This is a genomic window from Paenibacillus enshidis (assembly GCF_042136365.1).
Lineage (GTDB): Bacteria > Bacillota > Bacilli > Paenibacillales > Paenibacillaceae > Paenibacillus > Paenibacillus enshidis.
In genome coordinates this window covers 170,629-184,849 of the sequence record NZ_JBHHMI010000004.1, presented here as the reverse complement: position 1 = coordinate 184,849, position 14,221 = coordinate 170,629, and the positions used below count along the sequence as shown (strand labels likewise).

At 52.1% G+C, this 14,221-nt stretch carries 15 protein-coding genes; 5 read left to right on the top strand and 10 right to left on the bottom strand.

Annotated features, from left to right (window positions below; genetic code table 11):
* Positions 1-48 precede the first annotated feature (48 nt).
* Positions 49-1,269: a nucleoside recognition protein gene (locus ACE41H_RS06965; RefSeq protein WP_375354277.1), complete on the top strand. Its 1,221-nt coding sequence runs from the start codon at positions 49-51 to the stop codon at positions 1,267-1,269.
* Here ACE41H_RS06965 and coaD read toward each other — a convergent pair.
* The 4 genes from coaD to ACE41H_RS06945 form a co-directional block, all read right to left on the bottom strand.
* Positions 1,238-1,759 (bottom strand): pantetheine-phosphate adenylyltransferase, encoded by a 522-nt coding sequence (gene coaD / locus ACE41H_RS06960; RefSeq protein WP_375354275.1) that lies wholly within the window; start codon positions 1,757-1,759, stop codon positions 1,238-1,240. The two genes, ACE41H_RS06965 and coaD, sit on opposite strands and share 32 nt — an antisense overlap.
* Positions 1,752-2,387 carry a 16S rRNA (guanine(966)-N(2))-methyltransferase RsmD gene (rsmD, locus tag ACE41H_RS06955; protein ID WP_375354273.1) on the bottom strand — a complete coding sequence of 212 codons (636 nt, stop codon included), beginning with the start codon at positions 2,385-2,387 and terminating at the stop codon, positions 1,752-1,754. The genes coaD and rsmD overlap by 8 nt, the downstream gene beginning before the upstream one ends.
* Positions 2,388-2,758: 371 nt before the next feature.
* Entirely contained in the window at positions 2,759-3,412 is a 654-nt protein-coding gene (locus ACE41H_RS06950) for an SGNH/GDSL hydrolase family protein (RefSeq protein ID WP_375354506.1), read from the bottom strand.
* Between the two features lie 131 nt (positions 3,413-3,543).
* The gene (locus tag ACE41H_RS06945) at positions 3,544-4,371 is read right to left on the bottom strand and encodes a helix-turn-helix domain-containing protein (protein WP_375354271.1); all 828 of its coding nucleotides are present in this window, start codon (positions 4,369-4,371) and stop codon (positions 3,544-3,546) included.
* Positions 4,372-4,486: 115 nt separating this feature from the next.
* Here ACE41H_RS06945 and ACE41H_RS06940 point away from each other — a divergent pair, with 115 nt between their 5' ends.
* The 3 genes from ACE41H_RS06940 (at position 4,487) to ACE41H_RS06930 (ending at position 8,528) form a co-directional block, all read left to right on the top strand.
* The gene (locus ACE41H_RS06940; protein WP_375354504.1) at positions 4,487-6,514 is read left to right on the top strand and encodes a beta-galactosidase; all 2,028 of its coding nucleotides are present in this window, start codon (positions 4,487-4,489) and stop codon (positions 6,512-6,514) included.
* A gap of 24 nt (positions 6,515-6,538) precedes the next feature.
* A complete protein-coding gene (locus tag ACE41H_RS06935) occupies positions 6,539-7,747 on the top strand; it encodes an MFS transporter (protein WP_375354269.1) in 1,209 nt (402 codons plus the stop codon).
* A 106-nt stretch (positions 7,748-7,853) separates the two neighbouring features.
* Positions 7,854-8,528 carry a tetratricopeptide repeat protein gene (locus tag ACE41H_RS06930; RefSeq protein ID WP_375354268.1) on the top strand — a complete coding sequence of 225 codons (675 nt, stop codon included), beginning with the start codon at positions 7,854-7,856 and terminating at the stop codon, positions 8,526-8,528.
* 74 nt (positions 8,529-8,602) lie between these two features.
* On the opposite strand, the gene ACE41H_RS06925 is transcribed toward ACE41H_RS06930, so the two are convergent.
* The 5 genes from ACE41H_RS06925 to rpiA all read right to left on the bottom strand — a co-directional run bounded on the left by ACE41H_RS06925 (position 8,603) and on the right by rpiA (position 11,663).
* The gene (locus ACE41H_RS06925; protein ID WP_375354502.1) at positions 8,603-9,220 is read right to left on the bottom strand and encodes a GDSL-type esterase/lipase family protein; all 618 of its coding nucleotides are present in this window, start codon (positions 9,218-9,220) and stop codon (positions 8,603-8,605) included.
* Between the two features lie 93 nt (positions 9,221-9,313).
* Positions 9,314-9,742, bottom strand: coding sequence for a GNAT family N-acetyltransferase (locus tag ACE41H_RS06920; protein WP_375354266.1), 429 nt, complete (start codon positions 9,740-9,742; stop codon positions 9,314-9,316).
* Between the two features lie 37 nt (positions 9,743-9,779).
* Entirely contained in the window at positions 9,780-10,337 is a 558-nt protein-coding gene (locus tag ACE41H_RS06915; RefSeq protein ID WP_375354264.1) for a nucleotidyltransferase family protein, read from the bottom strand.
* 102 nt (positions 10,338-10,439) lie between these two features.
* Entirely contained in the window at positions 10,440-10,889 is a 450-nt protein-coding gene (locus tag ACE41H_RS06910; RefSeq protein ID WP_375354262.1) for a MarR family winged helix-turn-helix transcriptional regulator, read from the bottom strand.
* Between the two features lie 105 nt (positions 10,890-10,994).
* On the bottom strand, positions 10,995-11,663 hold the full coding sequence (gene rpiA / locus ACE41H_RS06905) for a ribose-5-phosphate isomerase RpiA (protein WP_375354260.1): 669 nt from the start codon (positions 11,661-11,663) through the stop codon (positions 10,995-10,997).
* Positions 11,664-11,886: 223 nt separating this feature from the next.
* Here rpiA and ACE41H_RS06900 point away from each other — a divergent pair, with 223 nt between their 5' ends.
* Positions 11,887-13,359: a methyl-accepting chemotaxis protein gene (locus tag ACE41H_RS06900; RefSeq protein ID WP_375354258.1), complete on the top strand. Its 1,473-nt coding sequence runs from the start codon at positions 11,887-11,889 to the stop codon at positions 13,357-13,359.
* A 92-nt stretch (positions 13,360-13,451) separates the two neighbouring features.
* Here the strand turns inward: ACE41H_RS06900 and ACE41H_RS06895 are convergent, their stop codons facing one another.
* Positions 13,452-14,165, bottom strand: coding sequence for a TraX family protein (locus ACE41H_RS06895; protein ID WP_375354257.1), 714 nt, complete (start codon positions 14,163-14,165; stop codon positions 13,452-13,454).
* Positions 14,166-14,221 lie beyond the last annotated feature (56 nt).

The following is a 14,221-nucleotide window of genomic DNA, read 5'->3' as shown; positions in this document are numbered from 1 at the left end:
ACTAGTAAAAACACACAATGATAGAACCCATCCGGAAGGAGGAGCAATATGCAGACAATACAGGAAAAACAGCCTGGCCGGCTGTGGACGACCTGGCTGCTTGGAGCCTGCTCGCTGCTGCTGGTGGCCGCAGTCGTCGCCGCGCCCGAGCAGGTATATGAGGCTTCAGGACAAGGGTTGAAGCTGTGGTGGAGCATCGTCTTCCCCGCCCTTCTTCCTTTCCTGATGCTGTCCGAAATGCTGATCGCCTCCGGATTTGTACATGGGCTGGGTGTACTGCTGGCCCCCCTTATGGGCGCTTGCTTTCGCCTTCCAGGCCGCAGCGGGTGGGTGCTTGCGCTCGGGATGACCGCTGGCGGTCCGGCGGCCGCGGAGGCGGCCAGGCAGCTGGCCGGCCAGAGCGGATTGGGGGAACGGCAGGTCCGCCTGCTGACCGGAGCCGCCTGCTTCTGCAACCCGATGACGATTGTGCTTGTCATCGGAGCAGGCTTCCTGCACAGCCCTTCCACAGGTTATATGCTGCTGCTTGTGCATTGGGTTACCGGCATACTCGCTGCCATCATCTCCGTCCGACTTTTCGGGACGAAGGAATCAGCAGCACAGCAGAGCACTTACCCCACTTCCCCGGGAGGTTCCGCCCGCCGTCCTTCTATGCTGCAGGCCTTATACGCAGAAATGGCCGCCGCCCGCCAAAGAGACGGACGCAGCTTCGGCAGATTGCTGGGCGAGTCGGTGTCGAACGCCGTCCAGACCCTCATGCTGGTCGGCGGTTTTATCATTTTTTTCGCCGTCATGATCCGGCTCCTGAATGTCTATTTGACACCGCAGGCTCCCATGCTGCTGTGGCCTGCGCTGCTGGAGCAGCATCTTGGCGCTCATGCAGCCGTCCGTTTTTTCGGCGCTTCCCGTATGGAGACCGCAGCGATCGGCGCCATCCTTGGCTGGGGGGGGATCAGCGGACTGCTGCAAGTCATCACCATGACAAGACCTGCCGACAGAGGGCTCAGCTTTGCCGTTACCCGCCTCCTGCATGCAGGGATGTCATTTCTGGCCCTATGGTTTCTGTGGGATCCCTGGCAGCAGCTCGCCACGCTTACCGTGCCTGCCTATTTGGAACTGCTCCCCATTCAGGAAGGAACTGTTGACCCTTCCATCGGCCGGCTGCTCACGCTTGCTACAGTCCCGTTTGCCCTGCTGACTGCCATCCTGGGAGTGCTGCTGACAGCCTCGTTTATCATCAGTTGGCGGACCCGCCATTCTTCTCGCTGATTTTGCGTCTAAGCGCTTCTTCCACCTCAGGTGATACCAGGTCGATGACGTTGCCGTTAAAATGCGCGATTTCCTTCACCATGCTTGAGCTTAAATAGGAATACTTCGGATTGGTCATCATGAAGATCGTCTCGGCCTCCGGGTTCAGCTTATGATTGGTAGAAGCCAGCTGCAGCTCGTATTCAAAATCGGTTACGGAGCGGATGCCTCTCACAATGACCTGAGCTCCCTTCTGCCTGACATAATTGGCTGTCAAATCGCGAAAGGAATCAACTTCAACGTTAGGCATATCCTCCGTCGCCTGCCGCAGAAGGGCGATCCGCTCTTCCACACTGAACAGCGGATTTTTGCTTATATTGTTCAGCACGGCCACAATCAGCTGATCAAACTGCTTGGATGCCCGCTGAATAATGTCCATATGCCCCATTGTCACCGGATCGAATGTCCCTGGATAGACGGCGATCCTTTTTTTATTTTCCGGCTCAGCCATGCCGCTCCTCCTCGTCTGCCGCCTCTTTGTCTGATTCATCTGCGGCTCCTGATTGTTCGTTAGTTTGTCCTTGCATCCCTTCATAGCTGAAGATGGATACAGCAGTTTCACCGTAAACGGCTTTACGGAGCTGGTTGAAGGAACCGAACCGCTCCGGGTAGCTGTAGCCGGATTCATATTCAAGGACTATGACGGCGCCGTCCCGCAGCAGGCCGAGCTTGTCCATCTGTTCCATCAGCTCATCCCCATTCTTCATGCGGTAAGGGGGGTCCAGAAAAACAGCATCAAAAGCAGCCCCGCGTTTGGCCAAGACCTTTAATGCACGCCCGGCCTCATTGCGGAACACTTCAGCCTGGCTGTCCAGGCCGGTTTTACGAAGATTTTCCCTGATCACCTCAATGGCTTTCGGCTCCATATCGATAAAAACCGCTTTCTCCATGCCACGGCTCAGCGCTTCAATGCCAAGTCCCCCGCTGCCCGCAAACAGATCAAGTGCGGCTCCCCCGTCAAAGTATGGACCAATCATGCTAAACAGCGCTTCCTTCACCTTATCGGTTGTCGGTCTCGTTCCCGTTCCGGGAACTGCCTTAAGCGGTCTGCCCTTAGCACTGCCCGATACAACTCTCACGCTATGTTCACCCATTCTCTATGTAGTCTTGACCGTCTGTTCCTGACAGACCGATACGACGTTATCGTAACATATAGCACATCTATATGGAAAATGGCTCATACAACCTGTTACAAAGATTTTTCATGAAATTCCCGTTCTGCATGTATATTCCTGCCCCAACCGGGTCACACTTGAGATATCGGCATTTAACCAATGCCGTAGACAACCGCGGAGAAGGCTTACGTTTCCCCATAAGCTCTTCGTCCGGTTTCTCCTCTCCCATCAATGGGCGTCTCGTAAGAGGCGCCTAATTTTTATGTCCAGGGGACGGCAAGCGCAAAAAATCCGCCATATCAATGGCGGATCATTGGGCCGGCTCAAGACTCCCGCTATCTGTTCCAGTCAAAATCCAGGGCATTGAGAAACGCCCGCGCGATGACCATATGGCCTGCCTGATCAGGATGCACTCTATCCCATGCGAGGGATGCCGGATACACATGCTCCCACTGCCTGTCGAACGCCTTTTGCGTATCTACGGCAATGGCATCGAACTCATTGGCGATTTCCATAACTGCCGCACCATAGACGTCCATCGTCGCCCGCATCGGATCTTCGAGGTTGGGCTCCAGATAATAAGGGGTCATTAGCACAAGCCCTTTAACCGTTGGACGGGCTTCAGCAAGCAGCTCCCGCAACGTGCGCTTGTATTCATCAAGATATACATGAATCTCAGGCCGGCTGGAAGCGTCAAATTGCCTCCACACGTCGTTAATGCCGATTTTGACCGCAAGCCAATCCGGCTCTTGGCCGATAACGTCGCTGCTCCAGCGTTCCTTCAGATCACGAACGGTATTGCCGCTGATACCCATGTTGACGACCCGGATGCCAAGCTCAGGATAAACCGCCCGCAAAAGCGCATCCACCTGAGCGACATAACCTGTCCCCAACGCGCCGCTGGAGCCTTCCCCGACAGGACGCTGCCGTCCGCAATCTGTAATCGAGTCGCCGATAAAAATCAGTTTTTCATTGTTCCCCAGCTTCATCATTAAGGTCCCTCCCGAAAATATTCCAATGTATATAAATTAATTACAAATCAATCCAAGTAACATATAAACACAGTGACGGCAGATGTTCAAGCGATTTTCTTTGCATGTTTGGTATGTAAAACAAAGGTTTAATACAGTGTTCTGAACTGCTGCGGCGTCAACCCCTCCATTTTGCGGAAGGTGGCCACGAAATGGCTCGCATCGCGGAAGCCAACCTGCCTTGCCGTCTCCTTGACGGGCAGGGAGGTATCACTGGTCATCAGCTCCTTGGCCTTGCGCAGACGGAGCGCAATCAGATAGGCATAGGCGGTAACCCCAAGCGACTGTTTGAAAAGGGTATTCAAATGCCGCACGCTTATGTTGAGAACGGCCGCCATATCCTCCAGCCCGATCTCGGGACGGCCGTAATTCTTCTGCATAAAATCAAGAACAGGTGAAATCCGTTCCACATGCTCGGACAACGAGGGAAGCGAGCCGGTCCTGCCGTGCTTCTTGAGCAGGGTCAAAAATTTGTAGAGATCTGCGGATGCGTCAAGCCCTGACAAATCACGGTCCGGAGCTGCCATATTCACAAATTCCATGCCGAAGCTTTCCAGCAGACTCCCTGCATCCCAATGATACCATGAGGCGCGGTTCAGGCCGAGGGAAGAAAGCACAGCCGCCGCCGCAGGCCCGCCGAAAGTAATGTAAAGTGTCTGCCAATGCGACGCCATACTGAGATAGGCATGCGGTTCGCCAGGAGGAAGCAGCACGCCGGTATGGGGAATAAGCTGCACCTCTGCCCCTCCGAACCGGAAGCGTCCTTCCCCCTTCACCGTCTGCAGCCAATGATACAGCGGATACCCCTCCGGCCGGTCAACCTCCTCCTGTCCCCCGTTCCAGCCGATGCTTTCCATATATAAAGGAAGGGGCTGCTCCCTGTGGGAGAGAAAATATCTTTTATGCACAGGCTCCATCAAAGCTCTCCTTGATAAGTTCCATATTTTTATACCAATCATTACTTTTATTATATTTAAAAAGATGTTGAATTGATATACCATGGAATTATTCTTATATAACGAGGTGAAGATTGTGATCAGCAGCAAGCTGCCAAAAATGTTTTACGGAGGCGACTATAATCCCGAGCAATGGGATCAGGCGACACATCAAGAGGATCTGCGTTTGTTCAAGCTCGCCGGAATTGATATGGCAACGATCAACGTATTTTCCTGGGCCAAAAATCAGCCGGACGAAAATACATATCACTTCGAATGGCTGGATGAGTTAATCGACAGCCTTTATGAAAACGGTGTCTTTGTCTGCCTGGCTACAAGCACTGCCGCCCATCCTGCATGGATGGCAACAAGATACCCGGATATTCTGCGAGTTGATGCCGACGGGCGCAAGCGCAAATTCGGCGGCCGCCATAACTCCTGTCCGAACAGCCCAACTTACCGCAAATATTCCGAGCGGATTGCCGACAAGCTCGCCGAACGCTACCGCCAGCATCCTGCCGTGCTGGTGTGGCATGTCTCCAATGAATACGGCGGGGATTGTTATTGCGACCATTGCGAACAGGCCTTCAGAGTCTGGCTGCAAAATAAATACGGTTCGATTGAAGAACTGAACCGGGTCTGGAATACCGCCTTCTGGGGACATACCTTTTATAACTGGGACGAAATTGTGCTCCCGAGCAATCTCAGCGAGCATTGGGGAGACAACAAATCCTCCTTCCAGGGCATCTCGCTCGATTATGCGCGCTTCAATTCGGACAGTATGCTGGAATGCTACCTGCTGGAGCATAACGTGATTAAGAAGCATATTCCGGATGCTGTCGTGACCACCAACCTCATGGGCTTTTTCAAGCAACTGGACTACTTCAAATGGGCCCGCCATATGGACATCGTCTCCTGGGACAGCTATCCTGGACTTAACACGCCTTACAGCTACACAGCCATGGCCCATGACCTGATGCGCGGACTAAAAGACGGACAGCCGTTCATGCTGATGGAACAAACGCCAAGCCAGCAAAACTGGCAACCCTACAACTCGCTGAAGCGGCCGGGAGTTATGCGGCTCTGGAGCTATCAATCCGTTGCCCGTGGAGCGGATACGATCATGTTCTTCCAGTTGCGGCGCTCAGCAGGTGCCTGCGAGAAATTCCACGGCGCTGTCATTGAGCATGCCGGACATGAGCATACAAGGGTATTCCGGGAAGTCGCACAGCTCGGCAAGGAGCTGCAGCAGCTTGGGGACAAGACACTGGATTCGCTTGTGGAGGCCAGAGTGGCGATTCTGTTTGACTGGGATAACTGGTGGGCAGTGGAAAAATCCAGCGGACCCACCGTCGCGCTGAAATATGTCGATCAGGTTCATAAGTACTACGCCGCTCTCTTCAACCGTAATATACAAGTGGATATGATCGGGACGGACGCTGACTTTGCGAAATATGACCTGGTCATCGCCCCTGTCATGTACATGGTGAAGCCCGGGGTTGCGGAACGGCTGGAACGCTTTGTTCAGGGAGGCGGCACCTTCCTGACCACCTTCTTCAGCGGCATCGTCAATGAAAACGATCTCGTTACACTGGGCGGATATCCGGGAGAACTGCGGAAGCTGCTTGGAATATGGGTGGAAGAAATCGACGCGTTGCTGCCTGAACAGAAGAATCGTATTGTCGTGACCAAGGAATATGGTTCTCTCAAGGGCGAATACGAATGCGGCATGCTGTGCGACCTGTTGCATAGTGAAGGGGCCGAAGTTCTCGCTGAATATGGAGAAGATTTCTACCAGGGCATGCCGGCCCTGACCCGCAACCGGTTCGGTCAAGGCAGCGCATGGTACGTGGCTACCGATCCCGACCAGCCATTTCTTGACAGTCTGCTGCGGCAAATCTGCGAGGAAAAAGGCATTCGCCCGCTGCTTGAAGCTCCGGCAGGCATCGAAGCAAGCATGCGGACCAAGAACGGCAAGCAGTATTTGTTCGTCATGAATCATAACGCCGAAGCGCAAACCTATGATTTTGGAGACAGAAGCGCCCGTGACTTGCTTAGCGGTACGGAAATAACGGGTTCGGTCACGATGAACGGAAGAGATGTACAAATACTGGAGCTTGCGTAAGGACACGAAGGAGCTGAACCTTTTTTGAAACGATTGTTATGGATCGGCGGATTTTCGTACCTGCTGATCGGTCTTGCCCATGTTATTATTGGCTCTCTGCTGCCTGTGCTGCTGGCACATTACGGCAGAGATTATACGGACGGAGGCACCCTTATTTTTGCCCAGTTTGCCGGCTTTCTTATAGGCGTGCTTATCTCTCCCGCCCTGGCGGCCAGAACCGGGAAGCGTCCCACTCTCGTAATGGCTCTGTTTTTGCTGTGTGCTGCCCAAATGTTATACGCCCTGCTTCCGCCATGGGGATGGTTGTACCTGATAGGCGCGGTGTCAGGGTTCGGCTTCGGCATGGTCGAAGCCGTCATCGGCACCATTGTCATCGGCGGGGTCAAGGAAAGCACAGGTTCGGTGATGAGCCGTCTTGAAGTGTTTTTCGGCCTGGGCGCCCTGGCTATGCCTGCGCTTGCCGGCTGGCTGATCGCGCTTGGCATGTGGAGATTCTCCTTTCCGATCATCGCCCTGATGGCGGCAGCCATGGCCATATTCTGGTTGACAGTATCCTTCGGGAAGCTTGATCCTGTGCTCAATGAACGGCAAGCTTCTATAACAGCATCCTCTGAGCGCAAAGTCATATATCAATCACGAATGCTGCCGCTGCTGACACTGTTCATCCTGTTTTTCTTCCTGTATGTCGGTACGGAAATGAGCCTGGCCAATTTCCTGCCATCCATGCTGCTTGAAAGACTGGAGCTTGGTGAAGCCCAGGCTGCCCTGGGCGTGACCTGCTTTTGGCTTGCCATGTCGGTGGGACGTTTATTCTCTGGGAAAATAGCGGATGCCTACGGATACGGGCGTTACGTGGTCATCAGTTCGGCTGCCGCGGCGCTGCTGTTTCTGCTGTTTCCGCTTGCAAACGGAGCAGCAGGCACCTTTGCCCTGATCATTTTGCTTGGACTTGCGATGTCGGGCATTTTCTCCATTGCCCTCGTCTTTGCCAGCAGAATGCTGCCGGATACCGAGGACATGACCACAAGCCTCCTGATTGCGGCAGGTGGTGTCGGAGGAGCGCTCCTTCCGCTCTGGACGGGAAGAAGCATGGATCTTGGCGGAGCCGTCTCGTCAGCCTGGCTGCTGGCCGTATTCGGCGGCGCGTTATGCCTGCTAGGTATCGTCCTGTTTGTCATCCAGCAGAGGAAAAGCGGCGCGAACAGACCGACATTGCTTAATAAAAGCAACTAGCTTTTCTTCTATCCTCAATCCGGCCATATGCTATAATCTTGTGCTATAATATGGAAGCGAATGAATTAGCATTACTGATCCGGGTTGAGGAGCTGAAACAACAATTATGAGCAAATTGATTCTGTTTTCCCTGCTGTGGTGGCTTGTAGGTAATCCCTTTCTGGCATTGTTGATTATAATCGTGGTCATTTATGCGCTGGACCGCAAATTTGTCGGGATATTCCCGAGCCTGACCCGGCCCTGGAAACGGAGACGCAATGAGAGCAGGCTGCGCCAGCAGATCGCCTTGAACGCAAGCGATGTATCCGCCCGTTTTGACCTTGCCCGCAGCCTGCTTGAGAGGAAAAAGTACGCCGAAGCAATCGGGCTGCTGCAGGACATTCGTTCAAGCTACGAGCAATCGGCAGATTACTGGTGCGCCGTCGGGACGGCCGAGCTGATGGAAAGCGACAAGGAGCAGGGTGAAGTTCATCTGCTGCGCGCCCTGGATATTAACCCGCGTGTACAATATGGTGAGCCCTACCTGCGCCTGGCAGCCGCATTCAAGGACACCGATCATAACAAGGCTCTCGCTTACCTGGAGCAATTTCAGAGCATACAGAGCTCCTCTAGCGAAGGATATTACTTGTCCGGCATGCTGTACCGCTCCCTCGGCATGAAATCCGCAGCGGCTGAGGCGTTTGCACAATCCTTGGCTGTCTACCGTTCCCTCCCCAAATACCGGCGGCGAAGCGAGCGCAAATGGGCGCTGCGCAGCTGGTACCGCAAGCTGACAGGTTGAGTTGCAGGACGACGCCAAAAAAAGGAAGTTCTTCGCCTACTAGGCAAGAGCTTCCTTTTTTCGTGCTTTTCCGGTCAGAACAACGGCGCAAAACCAAGCTTGTTAAGCCGGGCGGCAATCACGCGGTAGCCGCGCCCGTTAGGATGAATCCCGTCAACCGAAAGCAGCTGCCGCTCCCTGCCCTCAAATTCGCGATAAATATGGGCCACACGACAGTATGGACCGCTCAGCGAGCTTAAAGAGGCATTGAAGCTGCGAATTCCCAAGACGGCTTCAGGCATCTCCGGAAAAGGGTTGTACAGGCCGACGAATCGAATCAGAAACGGCGAACGGCTGCCTGCTTTTATACTGTATAGTCCGGCAAGTGTCTGATGCAAACACCCCTGCAGCCGAGCCAATTCGGAGCGGATATTTTTGCTCCCGGATGATTTGGCCAGACGGATCAGGTCATTTCCTCCAATGGAGACGGTTATAATATCTGCCTGCACCAGAGCGGTCCTGTAGACAGAGGAACTTGCCACATTTCGCAGCAGCTCAGGACAAGTCATTCCATTGACCCCCAAATTCTGATAGAGGACCCGGGTACCCGAATATTTCTCGATTGACCTCGAATATAACGGAGCAAATCCGTTTCCTGGCAGTGCCCCTGTCCCGGCCGTAAGTGAATCGCCAATGGCCGTATAGCGGTACATCAACCCTCTCACCTCCTGGCCGGCGGATCATCAGATTTCTACTCCCGATATCCTAGCTTATGAGATAAGAGACAGCTTCGGCACGGTAAATGCTTATTCTTCCTCCTCCATATCATAGATACAGTGGAAATATTCCAGACCTGTCACAGTATCCTCTGATCCGTGCACTGTAAAGCTGAGATTCCGGAAAAATTGGGCACCTTCTTCGTCAGTATCCACGGTGATTTGCTGCGGATTAAGATCCTTGATGAGCTGAAGCAGCATTCCCCGCCCGTAGCCCTTCAGCCGGTTCTCCGGCAGCACCGCAATATGATGCAGATGAATAACTCCCTCATCCTTGCGCTCGAACCCCAGCAGTCCTACAATCAGCCCGTCATCCTCATAGCCGTACAAATGCAGACGGTCGTCCGCCTTGTAACGGTTGATGAGTTCTTCTTCATCTTCCCTGCCCGCTACGTCAGCATAACCGAGCAGCTCGCGCACTTCGGGCCGATCCGTTTCGGACTTGATATTTTTAAGCATTCATCTTTAACCCCTTTCATGATTCTCCATCATTGTTTCATCTCTGCTCATCCATAATCAGCAGCGGCCAGGTGTCAAGCCATTCCTTTTGAAACACACGTACCCGGAACGCGGTCGTATTTCGGAAATACGGGCTTTTTTTGACTCTCATTTCAAACAGATCGTCAAGGCCAAATGGCGCAACAGTGTGCATAACATCCTGAACGTCCATGTAAATGCCCACTGCTGTCGCTGTCTCGGGCCAATACCGCATGGCATCCTCTGCGGAAGCATAAGGAGGATCGCCGTTGCGCTCATGCATGCGGGCCTGATTTTTCACCGACCAGTGGCGGTTGATTTGCCCCCGGTTCAGCAGCTGCTCCAAATGATAATCCCTTTCCTCCAGCGTATTGCCGGGATCATAATAAATAACATCAATATCGTTCAAGGGAGTCAGAGCCACATAACCGTGCAGCTTGTCCCAGACCCGATTTCTTACATAACCGGCGGCAATGCAGGTCTGCGTAAGGCCAAGGTCCCTGATACGCTTCAGATCCTCAATCACCTGCGGATCATCCATGTAAGAATAGAGGAGCTCTTCATGCCTATGCTTCATAATCATTCCCCTCCAATCACGGCATACCGACTCTCCGATCGGCAAAAAAAGTACCGGTCAGCAAACCGGTACGGTAGATAAGCGCTGTACTGACAGATACCATTAAATAGAACCTTCCGCTGATAGCCCAAGCTTTTTCAGCAAAGCAACTGCCCGCTCCTTCTCCTCTGCCGAAAGTCCGCTGACCGTGTCAGAGATGACCTGCTTATGCTGGGGAAAAATTTGCTCGAAAAAGTGTCTGCCTTCCTCCGTCAGCTCTGCAAAAATGACCCGGCGGTCGTCCTGGGACGCGCGGCGTCTAAGCAGGTTCTTCTTCTGCAGCTTATCCACAACATACGTTATATTCCCGCTGGAAATAAGGACCTTCTCTCCGATCTTCTGCAAAGGCTGCGGCCCCCGGTGATAGAGCAGGTCCAGTACGCCGAATTCGGTCGTGTTCAAGCCATGGCTGTGAATATCCCGGTTGGTACGGGAGGTGACCGAATTATAAGCACGGGCGAGCACTACAAATAAATTAAGAGCTAATTCACGATCATCTAGAGTTTCAGACATATTAAAATCCTCCATACAATTATCTTCATTCAAAGATATCGCAATTGCATGGAGATGTCAAGTTTGCAAAACTGGAGCACCGCCGCTATTTTGGAGCTGCGGTGCTCATTTCACCCGGATATCCAGCTCTCCGTCGGATTTGGCAATAATGATTTTGTCAGCCATTCCGACGAACAAACCGTTATCCACCACACCGGGAATGCTGTTCAGTATCGCTTCCAGCGCCGCCGGATCGTTGATCTCTCCGTACCGACAATCGGCGATGTAGTTGCCGTTATCGGTTATATACTTCACACCGTCCTTTAACCGCCACTGCACATCCGGGCAGGAAGCCTCCAGTCTTCTCTTGGTCCATTCGCTTGCAAAAGGCACAACTTCAACAGGCAGTGCAAAGCTGCCCAACGTATCCACGGCCTTGTTTTCATCGGCGACCACGATAAAATAATCCGTATTGGCCGCAACGATCTTTTCGCGCAGCAGCGCCCCGCCGCCGCCTTTGATCAAATGCAGCTCCGGATTTACTTCATCGGCCCCATCAATCGTAATATCCAGTCTCGTTATGTTTTCAAAGGGAACAATGGGAATGCCAAGCTGAACGGCCAGCTCCTCCGATGCGACCGATGTCGCCACTGCTTCGATTTTCAGGCCGTCCCTGACCCGCTCCCCGATTCTCTGTATCGCCCAGTATGCTGTAGAGCCTGTTCCAAGCCCAATGCACATGCCATCCTTGATCGCCTCCACCGCTTTTTCTGCGGCCGCCTTTTTTAAATTCATCTTATCAACTCCCGAACTTATTAGTACAATCATTACACAGACTAGTTTATAGCCAGCCCTTTCTCTAGCAGCCCGCTACGTATATTATTCTTCTTATAGATTTCAGGCTAATTATAACGTGTTTCATAGAATTATCCACCATTTCATTGATGTTTGTATTCAAAATCGATTATGATGAATTTGTCGGCCATTGTCGAATTATCGCAATATAGGAGTGGATGTTTTGTTGAATTGGCGCACACTATCTTTTTTTCATAAAAATCTGTTATTGTCGTTCATGAATATTACCCTGATTGGCACGGCACTCATTTGTTCAAGCTATTTTAACCAGCGAAGCATCCTCACAGATCAGTTGCGCAATCAGATTGAAAGGACCACGGCGGAGTGGTATGCAGGACTGGATTCCGGTCTTGTCCGCATAGCCATGAAGGAACAGAGCTACAATGGGCCGGCCCAGACAAAGCTGCGGACCTATCTGGATGCCGTGTCCGGACACAATCCCAATATCGAGTATGCTTATATTTTCGGTACAGAGCTTGGTGGGAAAAACCGTCTCGGTACGTCCATCGTAGCCATGCCGACCCCTCTGAAACAAGAAATGAAGCAGAAATGGAAGCTGGATGTAGGTGATATGTACCAGCAACCGACCGAAGTGGCGCAAGCCTTGGGCAAAATGCTGGATACAGGCAAGCCGGTTTTTACCGACATTTATCAGGACAGCTTCGGCGAATTCACCACCATTATCTATCCCATCATGGACGAAACCAACAAAAAATTCGCCTATTTTGCCGTAGATGCCGATGCCAGCGTGATACGTGACGGTCTGGAGAGGCTGGTTGTTCATAATCTCCTCATTCTTGCCGGCTTTCTTATCATTTGTCTGCTGCTGCAGTATCTTGTCGTCAAAGGAACCCTTGCTCCCGTCAAGGCTCTGATCAACGGTATTGAGGAAGTCAGCCGGGGCAGACTGGACATCCGCATCCAGACCGGAAAGGACGACCTTGGTCAGGTGAATGAAAGATTCAACCATATGATCAGCAGAATGAACGACATTATGGCCAAAGTGAAGCAAACGACGGACGAAGTGAGTGAATCCTCCAAGGAGCTGCTTGCCATCTGTGAGCAAAACGGCAGCAATGCCAATGTCATCAATCGGAATGTTAATGAAATTGCCGGGAATATAGGCGTTCAGGCCAAAGCCACCGCTGACAGCGCGCTAGCCATGTCCGACATGGCGAACGTACTGCAGAACGTAACCGAATATTCCACCAAATTGGTAAGAGAAACGGAGCTGCTGCGGCAGCGCTCTGATGAAGGAATGGAAATCGTTCATCGTTTGACGGAGAGTAGCCATTCGGCTGGCGATACATCACAAATGGTTAAAATGGCCTCAGACGTATTTATGAACATGCAGCAAGCCATCGCCCAGGTGACAGAGCAGGTACAATACATGTGTGCAGCAACTGTCGAAATTTCGGCCGGTATTCAGGAAATGAAGGCTGCTTCCGATCACCTGTCTGCCATGATCAGCAAAACAGCGGCCAGCAGCGGCGAAATTTCCCGGACCGTAAAGGATCAGTGGGCATCGATAGAGACCATCACCGCTTCGTCCAATAAGCTAAGCATTATGGCTGAAGAGCTGCAGGAGCTTACCTCTTATTTCATGGTTGCCGAGGAGCAGCCGCCAAAAACATAGACCACTTGCAGGAAATAACGAAGCATTCCTCCAAAGTTGAACGCTGACGCTTTTCCGGAATAGCTTCGTTCTCTGCTGCTCCGTGCAGCTTTTTACCTGTGCTTGCTATAGAAATCGTCAACAATTTTATCCAAAACCGCTTCAAAGCCGACCTGATGGATAATAATGAGCGCGATGACTGCCAGATGAACCGGGTAAAAGCTGATCCACAACCAACGCGGAGCCGTCCTGCGGAACACCCCTGGACTTGACTGAAACAGACTGATCACAACAGTGGAGATCAAGCTGTAATGCTGAACCATCGTAAATGGTTGATAATATATGTAACCGATATAACGATAATTCCATAGCTCATACAGAAGATTCAGTACAAAATGGGCGAGGACCATCCACATCCCCCGCGTATAGCGAAAGATCAGTACAAGTCCAAGACCATATGCGCCGTAATCCATATGGGACCATTCCATAAATGCCCCGATAATAATATAAAAGGGAATCATCAGACCCGGCCTTCTCAGCCTGTCTGCGCCCGCCAGCGCCAGCAGAGACGACAGCAGCGTAAAAATAACGTTCAGGCCGGTTGTGCCAAATGCAAACATAAAGGGCAGCTGTGACAGCAAAGCCAGCACAAATAAACGTATCATGTAGCGTTTCATATTCCTGGTGTGCAGATACCCCAGATACAGGGCAAAGGTGTAAAGCGGGAAGGCAATCCTTCCTATAATCCGCCATGGAGCGAGTTCATTCGGATGAAACACCGCTCCAATATGGTCGATCAGCATCGTGATCATCGCAATCCAGTGCAATAGTCATTGCCTCCCGCATTCTTATTCGGCCGAATTCACATACTAATTATACTTTT

Coding starts and splice junctions, on each gene's coding strand:
- ACE41H_RS06965 (WP_375354277.1), top strand. CDS start 49: ATGCAGACAATACAGGAAAAACAGCCTGGCCGGCTGTGGACGACCTGG.
- coaD (WP_375354275.1), bottom strand. CDS start 1,759: ATGGCTGAGCCGGAAAATAAAAAAAGGATCGCCGTCTATCCAGGGACA.
- ACE41H_RS06950 (WP_375354506.1), bottom strand. CDS start 3,412: ATGAAGCTGGGGAACAATGAAAAACTGATTTTTATCGGCGACTCGATT.
- ACE41H_RS06945 (WP_375354271.1), bottom strand. CDS start 4,371: ATGGAGCCTGTGCATAAAAGATATTTTCTCTCCCACAGGGAGCAGCCC.
- ACE41H_RS06930 (WP_375354268.1), top strand. CDS start 7,854: ATGAGCAAATTGATTCTGTTTTCCCTGCTGTGGTGGCTTGTAGGTAAT.
- ACE41H_RS06925 (WP_375354502.1), bottom strand. CDS start 9,220: ATGTACCGCTATACGGCCATTGGCGATTCACTTACGGCCGGGACAGGG.
- ACE41H_RS06920 (WP_375354266.1), bottom strand. CDS start 9,742: ATGCTTAAAAATATCAAGTCCGAAACGGATCGGCCCGAAGTGCGCGAG.
- ACE41H_RS06915 (WP_375354264.1), bottom strand. CDS start 10,337: ATGAAGCATAGGCATGAAGAGCTCCTCTATTCTTACATGGATGATCCG.
- ACE41H_RS06910 (WP_375354262.1), bottom strand. CDS start 10,889: ATGTCTGAAACTCTAGATGATCGTGAATTAGCTCTTAATTTATTTGTA.
- rpiA (WP_375354260.1), bottom strand. CDS start 11,663: ATGAATTTAAAAAAGGCGGCCGCAGAAAAAGCGGTGGAGGCGATCAAG.